This is a genomic window from Mangrovactinospora gilvigrisea (assembly GCF_001879105.1).
In the GTDB taxonomy this organism is placed as follows: Bacteria; Actinomycetota; Actinomycetes; order Streptomycetales; family Streptomycetaceae; genus Mangrovactinospora; species Mangrovactinospora gilvigrisea.
This window is the reverse complement of the sequence record NZ_MLCF01000011.1, coordinates 58,798-73,612: the sequence shown is the minus strand read 5'-3', so window position 1 is coordinate 73,612 and position 14,815 is coordinate 58,798. Positions and strand designations below refer to the sequence as shown.

Here is a 14,815-nt window from a genome sequence, read left to right as displayed (position 1 = left end):
CTCTGTAAGGAGACAGCCGTGCCCTCCATCGACGTCGTAGTGGCCCGGGAGATCCTCGACTCTCGAGGCAATCCCACCGTTGAGGTCGAGGTCACGCTCGACGACGGGAGCTTCGGCCGCGCCGCCGTCCCGTCCGGCGCCTCCACCGGCGAGTTCGAGGCCATCGAGCTGAGGGACGGCGACAAGGGCCGCTACCTGGGCAAGGGCGTCGAGAAGGCCGTCACCAACGTGCTCGACCAGATCGCCCCCGAGCTGCTCGGGTACGACGCGGACGAGCAGCGCCTCATCGACCAGGCGATGCTCGACAAGGACGGCACCCCGGACAAGAGCAACCTGGGCGCCAACGCGATCCTCGGCGTCTCGCTCGCCGTCGCCAAGGCCGCCGCGGACGCCGCCGGCCTGGAGCTCTACCGGTACCTGGGCGGCCCCAACGCCCACATCCTGCCGGTGCCGATGATGAACATCCTGAACGGCGGCTCGCACGCCGACTCGAACGTGGACATCCAGGAGTTCATGATCGCCCCGATCGGCGCCTCCTCGTTCCACGAGGCCGTCCGGATCGGCACCGAGGTCTACCACTCCCTCAAGGGCGTGCTGAAGGAGCGGGGCCTGTCCACCGGCCTCGGCGACGAGGGCGGCTTCGCCCCCAACCTGGACAGCAACCGCGAGGCCCTGGACCTGATCCTCGACGCGATCAAGAAGGCCGGCTTCACCCCCGGCAAGGACGTCGCGCTCGCCCTGGACGTGGCCGCCTCCGAGTTCTTCGACAAGGACTCCGGCACCTACAGCTTCGAGGGCAAGGCCCGCACCGCCGCCGAGATGACGGCCTACTACGCGGAGCTCGTCGCCGCGTACCCGCTGGTCTCCATCGAGGACCCGCTGTTCGAGGACGACTGGGACGGCTGGAAGACCATCACCGCCGAGCTGGGCGACAAGGTCCAGCTGGTCGGCGACGACCTGTTCGTCACCAACCCGGCGCGGCTCAAGCGCGGCATCGACGACGGCGCCGCCAACGCGCTGCTGGTGAAGGTGAACCAGATCGGCTCGCTCACCGAGACGCTGGACGCGGTGGAGCTGGCGCAGCGCAACGGCTACCGCTGCATGATGTCGCACCGCTCGGGCGAGACCGAGGACACCACGATCGCCGACCTGGCGGTGGCGGTGAACTGCGGTCAGATCAAGTCCGGTGCGCCGGCCCGCTCGGAGCGCGTCGCCAAGTACAACCAGCTGCTGCGGATCGAGGAGGACCTCGACGACGCGGCGGAGTACGCGGGCGCGAAGGCCTTCCCGCGCTTCTCCTACGACGCCTGACGCCCCGTCGGTCGGGCTTCGCCGCCCTTCGCCCCGGCACCCCACCCGGACGGCTTCGCCGTCCGGAAGGGTGTCGGGGAGGTAGTTTGATCCCTATGGTCCGCCGCCGCCTCACCTCGCGCGCCGCCGTCCTGGCCTTCGTGCTGGCCGGCCTGGTCATCGCCCTCGCCGTGCCCACCCGCCAGTACATCGCCCAGCGCGGCCAGATCGCCGATCAGCGCCGTCAGGCGGCCGCCGCCGACCGCGAGGTCAAGACGCTGCGCCGGGAGGCCGCCCGCTGGCAGGACCCGTCGTACGTCGAGGCCCAGGCCCGCGCCCGGCTGCACTTCGTCCGGCCGGGCGAGACCGGCTTCGTCTTCCCGCAGGGCAGCCCCGGCGGCGGGGACGCGCCGGTGCCCGGCGGCGGCGCCTCCGCGTCCGGGCAGCTGCGTCCGCCGTGGTACCAGTCGATGTGGTCGTCCGTCGACAGCGCCGCCGCGACCGACGCGGCGTCGGACCGCACCACCCAGAGCCGATAGAGGACCGTTGAGCACCCCCGAACCGAGCATCACCGACGCCGACCGCGACGCCGTCGCCGCCCAGCTGGGCCGCCCGCCGCGCGGCCTGCGCGGCGTCGCGCACCGCTGCGCCTGCGGGCTGCCCGACGTCGTCGAGACCGCGCCCCGCCTGGAGGACGGCTCGCCGTTCCCGACGCTCTACTACCTGACGTGCCCGCGCGCCGCCTCGGCGATCGGCACGCTGGAGGCGGACGGGGTGATGAAGGAGATGACGGCCCGTCTGGCCGAGGACGAGGACCTCGCCGCGCGGTACCGCGCGGCCCACGAGGACTACGTGCGGCGGCGGGACCTCATCGAGGAGCTGAAGGGCTTTCCGAGCGCCGGCGGGATGCCGGACCGGGTCAAGTGCCTGCACGTCCTGGTGGCCCACGCGCTGGCCGCCGGGCCGGGCGTCAACCCGCTCGGCGACGAGGCGCTGGCGATGCTGCCGGAGTGGTGGCGCAAGGGCCCCTGCGCCGAGGCCGCGGCGGAGTCCTGACGGCCGCGGCGGCCGCCGTCGGCCGCCGTCCCGAACCCCGGCACCCCGACCGGCGCGCGGCGCGCGCCGCGAACCCTGGAGAGGCATGTCCGAGAGCACGCGCGTCGCCGCAATCGACTGCGGGACCAACTCCATCCGCCTCCTCGTCGCGGACGTCGACCCCGTCGACGGCACGCTGAAGGACCTCGACCGCCGGATGGAGATCGTCCGCCTCGGCCAGGGCGTCGACCGCACCGGCCGCCTCGCCCCGGAGGCGCTGGAGCGCACCTTCGCCGCGTCCCGCCGCTACGCCGAGCTGATCGCCGCGCACGGCGTCGCCCCCGACCGGATCCGCTTCGTCGCCACCAGCGCCTCCCGGGACGCCGAGAACCGCGACGAGTTCACCGCCGGGATCCGGGAGATCCTCGGCACCGACCCCGAGGTGATCAGCGGCGACGAGGAGGCCCAGCTCTCCTTCACCGGCGCCACCCGCGAGCTCGCCGGCTCCGCGGACGCGCCCGGCCCGTACCTGGTGGTCGACATCGGCGGCGGCTCCACGGAGTTCGTGGTGGGGACGGAGTCCGTCGAGGCCTCCCGCTCCGTCGACATCGGCTGCGTCCGCCTCACCGAGCGCCACCTGGCCCGCAACGGCACGCTCATCGACCCTCCCACCCGTCGCCCGACCACCACCCCTCAAGGACAGGCTTCGCCTGGCTGGGTCACCCGTCGCCCGACCACCACCCCTCAAGGACAGGCTTCGCCCGGCTGGGTCACCCGTCTCCCGACCACCCCTCAAGGACAGCCTTCGCCCGGCTGGGTCGAATCCGAGGCGATCGCCGCCATCGAGGCGGACGCCGACGCCGCGCTGGACTCCGCCGCGGCGGCCGTCCCGCTGGCGACCGCGCGCACCTTCGTGGGTCTCGCCGGGACGGTGACCACGATCGCCGGCATCGCGCTCGGGCTGGACGCCTACGACCCGTCCCGCATCCACCACGCCCGGATCGGCCGCGAGCAGGTCCGCGACGTCACCGGGATGCTGCTGGTCGCCGACCACGAGCAGCGCGCCGCGATCCCGGTGATGCACCCCGGCCGCACCGACGTGATCTGCGCCGGAGCGCTGATCCTGCTCCGCATCATGGACCGCCTCGAACTGCCCGAGGTGGTCGTCAGCGAGCACGACATCCTCGACGGGATCGCCTTCTCCGCGGCCGCCGCGGCCGGCTCCCAGGGGCCCGTCTCAGGGGGTGGACGGGCACCGGAGTGAATCCCTCCGAAACTCGCTCGTGAAATACTTCACATGCGACCTCGCCCGCTTTGCCCCTTAATGTGACCGAATGCTCCGGTCTTCTGACGTCCTATCAAGGGCCGTCGGACCCCGGGAACCATCCCCCGACCCCGATCGTTGCTGCTCATTGCCCCCTACCCGCGGTTGCCCCGCCAACCCCCCGGGTGAAACCGCGCAGTTTAGCACCACCCGCGACCCGGCAACGTCAGGGGCGCCCTCGTGCTGCTCCAACCCCTGTTGGATACTTTCCATATGAGCACCTCGGAGCGTCCCCGCATCCTCATCATCGGAGGCGGATACGTCGGTCTGTACGCCGCGAAGCGCATCCTCAAGAAGATGCGCTACGACGAGGCGACCGTCACGGTCGTCGACCCCCGGTCGTACATGACGTACCAGCCCTTCCTGCCGGAAGCTGCCGCCGGGTCCATCTCGGCGCGCAACGTTGTCGTCCCGCTGCGCCGCGTGCTGCCGCGCGCGGAGATCCTGACCGGCCGAGTCACCAGCATCGACCAGGAGTCGAAGAAGGCGACCATCGCCCCGGTGGCCGGCGAGCCCTACGAGCTCCCCTTCGACTACCTGGTGCTGTCCCTCGGCGCCGTCTCCCGGACCTTCCCGATCCCGGGCCTGGCCGAGAACGGCATCGGCGTCAAGAGCGTGGAGGAGGCCATCGGCCTGCGCAACCACGTCCTGGCGCAGATGGACAAGGCCGACTCCACCACCGACCCGGAGATCCGCAAGAAGGCTCTCACCTTCTGCTTCGTCGGCGGCGGCTTCGCCGGCGCGGAGACCCTGGCCGAGGTCGAGGACATGGCCCGCGACGCGGCCAAGCAGTACAACAACGTCCGACGCGAGGACATGCGGTTCGTCCTCGTCGAGGCCGCCAACCGCATCCTCCCCGAGTTCGGCCCGGACATGGGCAAGTGGGGCCTGGAGCAGTTCAAGCAGCGCGGCATCGAGGTCTACCTGGAGACCTCGATCGACTCGGCCGTCGACAACCACATCGTGCTGAAGAACGGTGTCGAGTTCGACGCGTCCACGCTGGTCTGGACCGCCGGCGTGAAGCCGAACCCGGTGCTCGCCGAGTACGGCGTGGCGCTCGGCCCGCGCGGCCACATCGACGTGGCCCCGACCCTTCAGGTCGCCGGCACCGACTACGTCTGGGCCGCGGGCGACAACGCCCAGGTCCCCGACCTGGTCGGCCGCAAGGCGGGCAACGAGAACGCCTGGTGCCCGCCGAACGCCCAGCACGCGCTGCGTCAGGCCAAGGTCCTCGGTGACAACGTCATCGCCGGGATGCGCGGCTTCCCGCAGCACGAGTACGAGCACAAGAACCTGGGCGCCGTCGCCGGCCTGGGCCTGCACAAGGGCGCCTGCATCCTGCTCGGCAAGATCAAGCTCAAGGGCCGTCTCGCCTGGTACGTGCACCGCGCCTACCACGGCATGGCGATGCCGACCTTCAACCGGAAGTTCCGGATCGTCGCCGAGTGGACGACCTCCGCGTTCCTGAAGCGCGAGATCGTCAACCTGGGCGCGATGGAGAACCCGCGCGCCGAGTTCGAGGCCGTGGCGCTGCCGTCGCCGGCCAAGAAGCCCGAGGAGACCCCCGCCCCCAAGGCGGAGGCCCCCAAGGCCGGAGAGAAGGTCGCCTCCTGACCGGGGCTCACCCCGGGTGAGCCGGTGAGTATGGGCCGACCCCACCCGCCGCTCCGCGGTTGCTCCCCCTAACGGCGGGAATACCTGCACCAGCCATCGGCTTACCCGTGAAAGGGCCGGTACTGTCCCAGACAGTACCGGCCCTTTTCTGTACATTCCTGTCCTCGGATTTCACCGGAGGTGCCCGGTGTCGACCACGGCCGACCGGCTCACCACCCTGTTCACCGACACGCTCGGCGTGGAGCTCCCCGTCCGCATCCGCGCCTGGGACGGCAGCGAGGCCGGCCCGCCCGACGCCCCCGTCCTGGCCCTGCGCAAGCGGCGCGCGCTGCGCCGACTGCTCTGGCGGCCGGACGAGTTGGGCCTCGGCCGGGCCTGGGTCTCGGGCGACCTCGACGTCGAGGGCGACCTGTACGACGCGCTGCACCGCTTCGACCGGCTCGCCGCCCAGCTCTCCGACGTCAAGGTGCCCGTCCGCGAGGTGCTGAAGGCCGCCGTCGGGCTCCGGCTGGCGGGGCCGCCGCCGCGGCCCCCGGCGGAGGAGGCCCGGGCCGTCGCCGGCGCCGGGAGCCGGCACAGCAAGGCCCGGGACGCGGCCGCCATCAGCCACCACTACGACGTCGGCAACCGCTTCTACGAGCTGGTGCTGGGCCCGTCCATGACCTACTCCTGCGCCTACTGGGGCGCGGACCGCCGGCCCGGCGACCTGGCGGCGGCGCAGGCCGCCAAGTTCGACCTGGTCTGCCGCAAGCTCGACCTGAAGCCCGGTCAGCGGCTGCTCGACGTGGGCTGCGGCTGGGGCTCGATGGCCGTCCACGCGGCCCGCGAGTACGGGGTGTCGGTCACCGGGGTGACGCTCTCCAAGGAGCAGGCCGCCTACGGCCGCAAGCGGGTCGCCGAGGAGGGGCTCGCCGAGCGGGTGGACATCCGCGTCCAGGACTACCGGGACGTCGCCGACGGGCCCTACGACGCCGTCTCCTCGATCGGGATGGCCGAGCACGTCGGCGCCTCCCAGTACCGCGTCTACTGCGCGGACCTCTTCCGGCTGCTGCGGCCGCAGGGGCGGCTGCTCAACCACCAGATCGCCCGCCGCCCGGACCACCGCGGCGGGAACGGCAAGCGGGAGCCGTACCACCTCAACAAGTTCATCGCCGGCTACGTCTTCCCGGACGGCGAGCTGGCGCCCCTGGCGGGCACGGCGGCGCTGCTGGAGGAGGCCGGCTTCGAGGTGCGGGACGTCCAGGCGCTGCGCGAGCACTACGCGCTGACGCTGCGTGAGTGGGTGGCGAACCTGCGGGAGCACTGGGACGAGGCCGTGCGGTTGACCTCGCCGGGGCGGGCGCGGGTGTGGCACCTGTACATGGCGGCGTCCGCGGTCTCCTTCGAGACCAACCGCCTGGGCGTCAACCAGGTCCTGGCCGTCAGGCCGGACGCCTCCGGCGCCTCCGCGATGCCGTTGGTGCGGAACTACTGACGCGACCGCCCCGGCACCCGCGGACCGCGAAGCGGTCCGGGCGGGGCGCCGGGGCGAAGGGGCGGCGCACACGGCACCGCCCCGACCGCGACGGTCAGTCGGACTTGATCGCCTCCAGGGCGTTCAGCCGGGCCGCCCGCCGCGCCGGCCACAGCGCCGCCAGCACACCGACCACCAGCGCCGCCCCGAAGAAGATCCCGTACTGCGACCACGGCACCTTCATCGCGTACGTCGCGAAGCTCGGCTTGATCAGCCGCCCCGCCGCCCACGCGAGGAACGTCCCCGCGCCCATCCCCAGCAGCGCGCCGAAGACGGAGATCACCAGCGACTCCAGCCGCACCATCCGCTTCACCCGGCGCCGGTCCAGGCCGATCGCCCGCAGCATCCCGATCTCCCGGGACCGCTCGAAGACCGACATCGCCATGGTGTTGACGACCCCGATGACGGCCACCACCACCGACATCCCCAGCAGGCCGTACACCATGTACAGCACCTGGTCGATCTGGGTGTTGAAGGAGTTGAGCAGGTCGTCCCGGGTCTGCACCTGGACGATCGGGCTGTTGCCGAGCGCCTCCTTGATGTCCGACTTCAGCGCGGACCCCGCCTTGCCCGGCGCGGCCTTCACGAAGACCCGCTCCACCGGCTCCTTGAAGGTGTGCCCGGAGAGCATGGTGCGGTCCACCATCGTGGCGGGCAGGCCCGGACCGCCCTTGTAGGTGCCGGAGACGACGGCCTGCCGGCTGCTGCCGTCCGGCAGCTTCACCGTCACCGACTGCCCGGTGCGCCAGTGCTCCTTGGCCGCCGTCTTGTCGGAGACCGCGATCTGGGACGGGCTCAGCGCCCCGACCGTGCCGCTGATCCGGTCGACGTGGAACAGCTGGCTGAGCACCGTGGTGTCCATCGCGTTGACCTCGGGCTGCTTGCCGTCGATCGTGACGTCCGCGCGCTCGGTGCCGCTGGCCGCGGCGATCCCGGGCACCTGCTTCACCTTCGCCACCACCGACTGGTCCATCGGCGTGAAGTTGGCGTTGCTGATCGAGTAGTCGGCGCGGATGCCGTCGGTGGCCGCCGCCGCGATGCCGCTCTTCAGCGAGGTGACGACGACGCCGAGGGCGCTCATCAGGGTGAGCCCGATCATCAGCGCGGTGGCGGTGGCCGCCGTCCGCCGCGGGTTGCGCAGCGAGTTGCGCTTGGCGAGCCGCCCGGAGACGCCGAACATCGACAGCAGCGGGGTGAACGCGCCGATCACCGGACGGGAGATCAGCGGGGTGAGCACGATGATCCCGACGAGGCCGACGGCCGCGCCGCCGCCCAGGGTCAGGGCCTTCTGGCCGGTCGACCCGGAGGAGTGCAGGCCCAGGGCGATCAGCGCACCGCCGACGGCCACGAAGAACGCGCCGATCGCGTTGCGGACGATCAGGCTGCGCTGCTTCGGCGGCGCGTCCGAGCTGCTCATCGCCGCCACCGGCGGGATCTTAGCGGCGCGCCGGGCCGGCAGCCACGCCGACAGCACGGTGATGACGATGCCCACCGCGAGCGCCGAGATCACCGAAGTAGGCGTGATCACCAGCGGGTTGTTCGGCAGATTGCCGCCGTTGCTGCTGATCAGCGAGCGCATGCCGAGCGAGAGCCCGAGGCCGACCAGATAGCCGACCACCGACGAGACCACGCCGACGATGACCGCCTCGATGAGCACCGAGCGGGTCACCTGGCGGCGGCTCGCGCCGATCGCCCGCAGCAGCGCCAGCTCACGGGTGCGCTGCGCGACCAGCATGGTGAAGGTGTTGGCGATCAGGAAGATGCCGACGAAGAGCGCCACTCCCGCGAACGACAGGAAGATGGTGTTCATGGTGCTCATGCCGGCCGAGATCTGCTTGGCCTGATCGTCGATCAGCTGCTGGGCGGTCTTCGCCTCCAGGCCGCTCTGGCCCTTGATCGCGGTGTTGACGCGGTCCAGCAGCTGCTGCTGGGAGGTGCCCGGCGCGGCGCGCAGGTTGACCCCGCCGGAGAGGCCGGGCGCCAGGAACAGCTTCTGCGCGGTGGCGGTGTCGAAGAGGGTGAGCGTGCCGCCGGAGGCGACGTTGCCGTCCTGGGTGGTGAAGATGCCGGCCAGCTTCTCGTGCATCACCGGGCCGGTGACGGCGACGTCCACGGTGTCGCCGACCCGGTACCCGCCGTCCTTGGCGGTCTTGGCGTCCAGCGCGACCTGCCCGGCGCCGGTGGGCGCCGCCCCGGAGGTGAAGTGGTAGCGCGGGTCGGTGTGTCCGGCGCCGACCGGGGCGTAGTTGCCGCCGTAGGTGCCGAAGCTGCTGCCGCCGATGAGGTTGTGCTTGGCGTCGGCGACCCCGGTGAAGCCGGTGAGCACGGGCTGGGCGGAGGCGACCCCGTCCAGCCTGCCGAGCCGGCCGAGCAGGGCGTCGCTGACGCCGTCGGGCCGCTTGCCCTGGTCGGCGTCGCGGGCGGACGCGCCGGTGGTGGTGACGGCCACCGATATGCCGGCGTAGTCCTTGCTGGAGCTGTCGCGCAGCCCCTTGTCCATGGTGGCCGTGAAGACCAGCGTGCCCGCCACGAAGGCGACGCCGAGCAGCACGGCGAGCATCGTCATCAGCAGGCGCAGCTTGTGCGCCAGGACGGTGCGCAGCGCGGTGCGGAACATGTCGGATTCTCCTGAATGCCTGGAAGCGTCTCGAGTCGGCGCTGCGTCAGCTCGTCCGGCCCTTGCCGTCGAACTGCTTCATGCGCTCCAGCACCCGGTCGGCGCTGGGCGCGACGAGTTCGTCGACGAGACGTCCGTCGGCGAGGAAGAGCACGCGGTCGGCGTAGGAGGCGGCGACGGCGTCGTGCGTCACCATCACCACGGTCTGGCCGAAGCTGCGGGCGGACTCCCGGAGGAAGGAGAGGATCTCGGCGCCCGACCGGGAGTCGAGGTTCCCGGTGGGCTCGTCCGCGAAGACGATCTCGGGACGGCCGGCGAGGGCGCGGGCGCAGGCGACGCGCTGCTGCTGGCCGCCGGAGAGCTGGCCGGGGCGGTGCTTGAGGCGGTCGCGGAGGCCGACGGTGTCGACGATCTGGTCCAGCCACTGGCTGTCGGGCTTCCGCCCGGCGATGTCCATGGTCAGGGTGATGTTCTCGATCGCGGTGAGCGTCGGCACCAGGTTGAAGGACTGGAAGACGAACCCGATGCGGTCCCGGCGCAGCCGGGTGAGGTGCTTGTCCTTCAGCCGGCTCAGCTCGACGTCCCCGATGGTGGCGGAGCCGGAGGTTATCGCGTCCAGGCCGGCCATGCAGTGCATCAGCGTCGACTTGCCGGAGCCCGACGGCCCCATGATGGCGGTGAACTGGCCGCGGCTGAACTCGACGTCGATGCCGTCGAGGGCCACGACGCGCGTCTCGCCCTCGCCGTACACCTTGGTCAGGGCCGTGGCCCGCGCGGCGGCGCTGCTCTCGCCGGTCGTCGCGAAGGGGGGCTGGGTGGTGGTCACGCGTGGCTCCTCGATCCTCGGATCCATGGGTCTTGTCCGGACTCGACCATCTTCGGTGCCCGCCGGGGGTCCTCGCGTCGCCCGCAGTGACCGACTGCGGGGCATCCGTCGGCGTACCGCGGGGCGCGGCCGTTACTACCCAGGTATGACCGCACCGCCCCGGCCTCCCCGACTGCGTCTCCGGGACGTCCCCCGGTCCACCGCCACCAGCAGCGCGGACGCCGCGCGCCGGGGCAGGCCCGCGCCCGGCCGGGGGCGGCGGAGCATGGTAGACCCCCGGGCCAGGTGACTGTGCGTCAATTTCCTTCCTCCACAGGACTTTCCCTGTCGGAGCACTCCCCTCCGGTGCACCTGCCCCGCTACGCTCAACTCCGCTGTCATGCCCCGGGAAACAAAGTGGTGTCTCGGCATGGGGGGACGCCGGGGAGCTGTGCGGGGGCACGGCGCGGCAAGGCTCAACGAACGCCCGGATGGTGGAACGCAGACACGGGGGCCTTAAAAGCCCTTGGCCGCCAGGCCGTGCGGGTTCGAGTCCCGCTCCGGGCACGACTGCCCGCGGGCCGCTGCGGCCCGCGGGGAGGGTTCGACCGGTCCTAAGGTGGCTGCATGGCCGATTCCCCCGCCAGTCCCGACACTGCCGATCCCGCGGACATCGGTGCCGCACCGACGGACAACGATTTCGACTTCGTGGTGGTCGGCAGCGGTACGGGGATGCTCGCCGCACTCGCCGCCGCCGAGGCCGGGCTGCGGGTGCTGGTCGTCGAGAAGTCCCGGTACTTCGGCGGCTCCACCGCGCTGTCCGGGGGCGGCTTCTGGGTGCCCGGCAACGGCCTGCTGCGGCGGGCCGGGGTGGTGGACGCGCCCGGCAGGGCCCGCGAGTACCTGGCGAACGCGACCGCCGGGGAGACGCCGGAGAGCCGCTGGGGCACCCATCTGAAGCACGGGCCGGCCGCCGTGGAGCTGCTCGCCCGCCGCACCCCGCTGCGCTTCGCGCACATGGCAGGGTACGCCGACTACTTCCCCGAGCTGCCCGGCGGCTCGGCGGTCGGCCGGGCCATGGAGCCGCGGCCGTTCGACCTGCGCCGGCTGGGACGGGACCGCGCCCGGCTGCGGCCCGCGGCGCTCGCCGCGCCCGTCCCGATGCCGGTCACCGGCGCCGGCTACCGGGCGCTGAACCTGGTGGCCCGGAGGCCGCGCGGGGCGCTCACCGGGGCGCGGCTGCTCGGCATGGGCCTCGGCGGGATGGCGCTGGGCCGCGAGTACGCGGCCGGCGGGGCGGCGCTCGCCGCGGGGCTCTTCGCGGCGGTGCGGGCGGCCCGGATCCCGGTGTGGTTCGAGGCGCCGCTGCGCGAACTGGCCGTCGAGGACGGCCGGGTGACGGGCGTCGTGGTGGAGCGGGGCGGCCGCCGGGTGGCGGTGCGGGCCCGGCGCGGGGTGCTGCTCGCCGCGGGCGGCTTCGACCGCAACACCGAGCTGCGGCACAGGCACCAGTCCGCGCAGCTCGACCCCGCGTGGTGCTTCGGCAACCCGGAGAACACCGGCGACACCCTCGGGCTCGCCCGGCAGGCCGGCGCGGACACCGCGTTCCTCGACGAGGCGTGGTGGTTCCCGGCGCTGCCGCTGCCCGGCAAGGCGCCCGGCATCCTGCTCGCCGAGCGGTCGCTGCCCGGCCAGATCATCGTGGACCGCTCGGGCCGCCGCTTCATGAACGAGGCGGTCAACTACATGACGGCCGGTCAGCTGATGATCCGCCGGGAGCTGCCGGTGTGGATGGTCTTCGACCAGCGCTACCGCAACCGCTATCTGCTGGCCGGCGCGGTCTTCCCCCGCCAGCCGCTGCCGCGCGCCTGGTACGACGCCGGGGTGGCGGTCCGCGCGGGCAGCGTCGCGGAGCTCGCCGAGCGCGTCCGGCTGCCCGAACTGCCCGCCACCGTCGACCGGTTCAACCTGCTGGCGGCCGCCGGCCGGGACGACGACTTCCACCGCGGCGACAGCGCCTACGACCGCTACTACGGCGACCCGACGATCCGCCCCAACCCCTGCCTGGGCCCGCTGGACCGCGGCCCCTACTACGCGCTCCAGGTCGTCCCGGGCGACCTGGGCACCTGCGGCGGGGTGCGGGCCGACGGCCTGGCGCGGGCGCTGCGCCCGGACGGCACCCCCGTCCCCGGCCTCTACGCCGCGGGCAACGCGGCCGGCAACGCCTTCGGCCGGGTCTACCCAGGCCCCGGCGCCACCATCGGCCAGGGCCTCGTCTACGGCTACGCCGCCGCCCGCCACGCGGCCGGCCGCCTGCCCGACCCCGAGGGGGCGGCATGAGCGCGGAGGACCGGATCGCGGCGGACCGCCAAGTGGTGACCGACCATCTGGAGGGGCGGGTGACCCCGGAGACCGATCCCTGGATCTACGACGACGACGTGCTGTACTTCGCGGCGCTGCGGCTGGCGAAGGCCGACCGCGGCTGGCTGGAGGAGCGCGCCGCGGACCCCTCCCGGCCGGCCTCGCGCCGCAGCTGGCTGCGGTCGGCGCTGCAGGTGACGGCGCCGGGCGCGGGCGCCACCGCGGTGATCGGCTTCCGGGCGGCGGACGGGGGGCTCGCCACCGAGGCGCGTACCCGCCGCGCCGGCGGCCCGCAGGAGCCGGAGGGTGAGACGGACGGGGAACGGCATTGATCGGGGGGCCGGGGCTCTGCTCTGATGGGGCTTCGACGTTCTCCTGACCCCCGCCGACCCGTCCCAGCCCGAGGTGCCCCCATGCCCGTCGTCCCCCTGCGGCCCTGGCGCAACGCAGTCTTCGTCGCCTTCGCCGCCTGCGGGTTCGCCTTCGCCAACTGGGTGGCGCGCATCCCGGCGGTGCGCGACTCGCTCCATCTGTCCACCCAGGACATGGGGCTGGTGCTGCTCTCGCTCTCCGGCGGCTCGGTGATCGGGCTGACGGCCGCGGACGCGGTGACGCAGAAGCTGGGGCCGCGCCGCACCATCCGGTTCACCATGGTCCTCGCCGGGGTCGCGCTGGTGGTCGTCGGGCTGGGCGCCAGCGCCTTCCCGGCGGTGCCGCTGATCTGCGTCGGCCTCGCCGCCTTCGGCATGGGCTACGGCGCCTGCGACGTCGCCATGAACGTCCAGGGCGCGCTGGTGGAGCGCGAGGTCGGAAAGACGATCATGCCGCTGCTGCACGCCACCTTCAGCCTCGGCACGCTCGCCGGGGCCGGGCTGGGGGCGCTCGCCTCGGCCGCCGGCGTCCCGGTCGCCGTCCACCTCGGCATCGTCGGCGTGCTGGCCGGCGCCTCCGTGGTGGTGACGGGACGCCACTTCCCGCAGCAGCTGCCCGGCGGCGGGCAGTCGGCGCAGGACGGCCCGCGCGGCCTCGGCGCCCGGCTCGCCGCCTGGGGCTCGGTGTGGGCGGACCGCCGGATCCTGCTGATCGGCGTGGTGATGCTCGGCATGTCCTTCGCCGAGGGCTCCGCCAACGACTGGATCTCGCTGGGCTCGGTGGACGGCCACGGCTTCGACAACACCGGCGGCGCCCTCGCCTACGCAGCGTTCGTCGCCTTCATGACGGTCGGCCGGCTGCTGGGCGGCCCCGCGCTGGACCGCTGGGGACGGGTGCCGGTGGTGCGCTGCACCGGACTGCTGGCCGCGATCGGCCTGGCGCTCTTCATCTTCACCTCCTGGCCGCCCGCGGTGATCGTCGGCGCCGCGCTGTGGGGCGTCGGCGCCTCGCTCGGCTTCCCGGTGGGCATGTCGGCGGCGGCGGACGACCCCGAGCGGGCCAGCGCCCGGGTGGGCGCGGTGGCCACCATGGGCTATGCCGCGTTCCTGGTGGGGCCGCCGCTGCTGGGCCTGCTGGGGCAGCACTTCGGCATCCTGCACGCGCTGCTGGCCGTGCTGGCGCTGATCGCCGCGGCGTGCGTGGCGGCGCCGGCGGTGGCGCCGCCCAAGCCCGGCCCGGCGGCGCGCAGTTCGCGCGACGGGAGCGCGGTCCGCTCAGGGTGACTTCAGCCCGTCGGCGAGGTGGTCGAAGGCCTCGCCGACGAGGGTGAGCAGCGCGTCGGCGCCGTCCTCCGGCGTCCAGGCGACGAACGCCGAGCGCATTGCGGTCATCGCCGAACCGGCCAGCACCTGCGGATAGACCGTGGTCGGGGGGACGCCGAGGCGCTCCGCGACGGCCTGGGTCAGCTCCTCCTCGCTGCTGCGGATGACATGCGCCAGCCGCGCCTGCAGAGCGGGGTGCGCGGTGATCAGACGGGTGCGTTCCGGCCAGTCGGCGTCGGTGCCGAACTCCGGAAGCGTCTCCAGCAGCGCGTGCCGCACCGCGGTGAGCGGGCTCTCCCGCCGCGGGCGGGCGGCCAGGTGCCGGATCATCTGCCGGGTCAGCCTGCGGTCCCAGCCGAAGAGCGCCTCCTCCTTCACCGCGAAGTAGTTGAAGAAGGTGCGCGGCGAGACGCCGGCCGCCGCGCAGATCTCGCTGACGGTGACGGCCTCCGGCCCCCGCTCCAGGGAGAGCCCGATCGCCGCGCGGCGCAGCGCCGCCCGGGTGTCCGCCTTCTTGCGCTCCCGCAGGCCCGGTTCGTCCACGCCGACCACCGTACCCGTC

12 protein-coding genes and 1 tRNA gene are annotated in these 14,815 nt (G+C 73.1%); 10 read left to right on the top strand and 3 right to left on the bottom strand.

The features are described from left to right. Nucleotides 1-18 precede the first annotated feature (18 nt). The 6 genes from eno (at nucleotide 19) to BIV57_RS03775 (ending at nucleotide 6,737) form a co-directional block, all read left to right on the top strand. Nucleotides 19-1,311 (top strand): phosphopyruvate hydratase, encoded by a 1,293-nt coding sequence (gene eno / locus BIV57_RS03800; protein WP_071655184.1) that lies wholly within the window; start codon nucleotides 19-21, stop codon nucleotides 1,309-1,311. Between the two features lie 95 nt (nucleotides 1,312-1,406). Further along, nucleotides 1,407-1,829, top strand: a complete 423-nt coding sequence (locus tag BIV57_RS03795) for an FtsB family cell division protein (RefSeq protein ID WP_071655183.1) — start codon at nucleotides 1,407-1,409, stop codon at nucleotides 1,827-1,829. A gap of 7 nt (nucleotides 1,830-1,836) precedes the next feature. Beyond that, nucleotides 1,837-2,346 carry a DUF501 domain-containing protein gene (locus BIV57_RS03790; protein ID WP_071655182.1) on the top strand — a complete coding sequence of 170 codons (510 nt, stop codon included), beginning with the start codon at nucleotides 1,837-1,839 and terminating at the stop codon, nucleotides 2,344-2,346. 85 nt (nucleotides 2,347-2,431) lie between these two features. Next, nucleotides 2,432-3,589 (top strand): Ppx/GppA phosphatase family protein, encoded by a 1,158-nt coding sequence (locus BIV57_RS25775; RefSeq protein ID WP_071655181.1) that lies wholly within the window; start codon nucleotides 2,432-2,434, stop codon nucleotides 3,587-3,589. 273 nt (nucleotides 3,590-3,862) lie between these two features. Then, nucleotides 3,863-5,263 carry an NAD(P)/FAD-dependent oxidoreductase gene (locus tag BIV57_RS03780; RefSeq protein WP_071655180.1) on the top strand — a complete coding sequence of 467 codons (1,401 nt, stop codon included), beginning with the start codon at nucleotides 3,863-3,865 and terminating at the stop codon, nucleotides 5,261-5,263. 187 nt (nucleotides 5,264-5,450) lie between these two features. Then, the gene (locus tag BIV57_RS03775) at nucleotides 5,451-6,737 is read left to right on the top strand and encodes a class I SAM-dependent methyltransferase (RefSeq protein WP_071655179.1); all 1,287 of its coding nucleotides are present in this window, start codon (nucleotides 5,451-5,453) and stop codon (nucleotides 6,735-6,737) included. Between the two features lie 94 nt (nucleotides 6,738-6,831). On the opposite strand, the gene BIV57_RS03770 is transcribed toward BIV57_RS03775, so the two are convergent. Together BIV57_RS03770 and BIV57_RS03765 are read right to left on the bottom strand one after the other, a co-directional pair. Further along, nucleotides 6,832-9,393 carry an ABC transporter permease gene (locus BIV57_RS03770; RefSeq protein ID WP_071655178.1) on the bottom strand — a complete coding sequence of 854 codons (2,562 nt, stop codon included), beginning with the start codon at nucleotides 9,391-9,393 and terminating at the stop codon, nucleotides 6,832-6,834. A 46-nt stretch (nucleotides 9,394-9,439) separates the two neighbouring features. After that, complete coding sequence (locus BIV57_RS03765) at nucleotides 9,440-10,246, bottom strand: ABC transporter ATP-binding protein (RefSeq protein WP_079169980.1); 807 nt, start codon at nucleotides 10,244-10,246, stop codon at nucleotides 9,440-9,442. A gap of 437 nt (nucleotides 10,247-10,683) precedes the next feature. On the opposite strand from BIV57_RS03765, the gene BIV57_RS03760 reads away from it, so the two are divergent. The 4 genes from BIV57_RS03760 (at nucleotide 10,684) to BIV57_RS03745 (ending at nucleotide 14,214) form a co-directional block, all read left to right on the top strand. Next, nucleotides 10,684-10,765 (top strand) — tRNA-Leu (locus BIV57_RS03760). Between the two features lie 60 nt (nucleotides 10,766-10,825). After that, nucleotides 10,826-12,538 (top strand): FAD-binding protein, encoded by a 1,713-nt coding sequence (locus BIV57_RS03755; protein WP_079169979.1) that lies wholly within the window; start codon nucleotides 10,826-10,828, stop codon nucleotides 12,536-12,538. Beyond that, on the top strand, nucleotides 12,535-12,891 hold the full coding sequence (locus BIV57_RS03750; protein ID WP_071655176.1) for a hypothetical protein: 357 nt from the start codon (nucleotides 12,535-12,537) through the stop codon (nucleotides 12,889-12,891). The genes BIV57_RS03755 and BIV57_RS03750 overlap by 4 nt, the downstream gene beginning before the upstream one ends. 24 nt (nucleotides 12,892-12,915) lie before the next feature. Then, nucleotides 12,916-14,214: an MFS transporter gene (locus BIV57_RS03745; RefSeq protein WP_336445249.1), complete on the top strand. Its 1,299-nt coding sequence runs from the start codon at nucleotides 12,916-12,918 to the stop codon at nucleotides 14,212-14,214. On the opposite strand, the gene BIV57_RS03740 is transcribed toward BIV57_RS03745, so the two are convergent. Then, nucleotides 14,206-14,796, bottom strand: coding sequence for an acyl-CoA-like ligand-binding transcription factor (locus BIV57_RS03740; protein ID WP_245797410.1), 591 nt, complete (start codon nucleotides 14,794-14,796; stop codon nucleotides 14,206-14,208). The two genes, BIV57_RS03745 and BIV57_RS03740, sit on opposite strands and share 9 nt — an antisense overlap. Nucleotides 14,797-14,815: the final 19 nt, after the last annotated feature.

What these genes read in the sequence shown, in the direction of transcription:
- BIV57_RS03795 (WP_071655183.1), top strand. Translation starts at nt 1,407, where the DNA reads ATGGTCCGCCGCCGCCTCACCTCGCGCGCCGCCGTCCTGGCCTTCGTG.
- BIV57_RS25775 (WP_071655181.1), top strand. Translation starts at nt 2,432, where the DNA reads ATGTCCGAGAGCACGCGCGTCGCCGCAATCGACTGCGGGACCAACTCC.
- BIV57_RS03780 (WP_071655180.1), top strand. Translation starts at nt 3,863, where the DNA reads ATGAGCACCTCGGAGCGTCCCCGCATCCTCATCATCGGAGGCGGATAC.
- BIV57_RS03770 (WP_071655178.1), bottom strand. Translation starts at nt 9,393, where the DNA reads ATGTTCCGCACCGCGCTGCGCACCGTCCTGGCGCACAAGCTGCGCCTG.
- BIV57_RS03765 (WP_079169980.1), bottom strand. Translation starts at nt 10,246, where the DNA reads ATGGATCCGAGGATCGAGGAGCCACGCGTGACCACCACCCAGCCCCCC.
- BIV57_RS03755 (WP_079169979.1), top strand. Translation starts at nt 10,826, where the DNA reads ATGGCCGATTCCCCCGCCAGTCCCGACACTGCCGATCCCGCGGACATC.
- BIV57_RS03750 (WP_071655176.1), top strand. Translation starts at nt 12,535, where the DNA reads ATGAGCGCGGAGGACCGGATCGCGGCGGACCGCCAAGTGGTGACCGAC.
- BIV57_RS03745 (WP_336445249.1), top strand. Translation starts at nt 12,916, where the DNA reads ATGGGGCTTCGACGTTCTCCTGACCCCCGCCGACCCGTCCCAGCCCGA.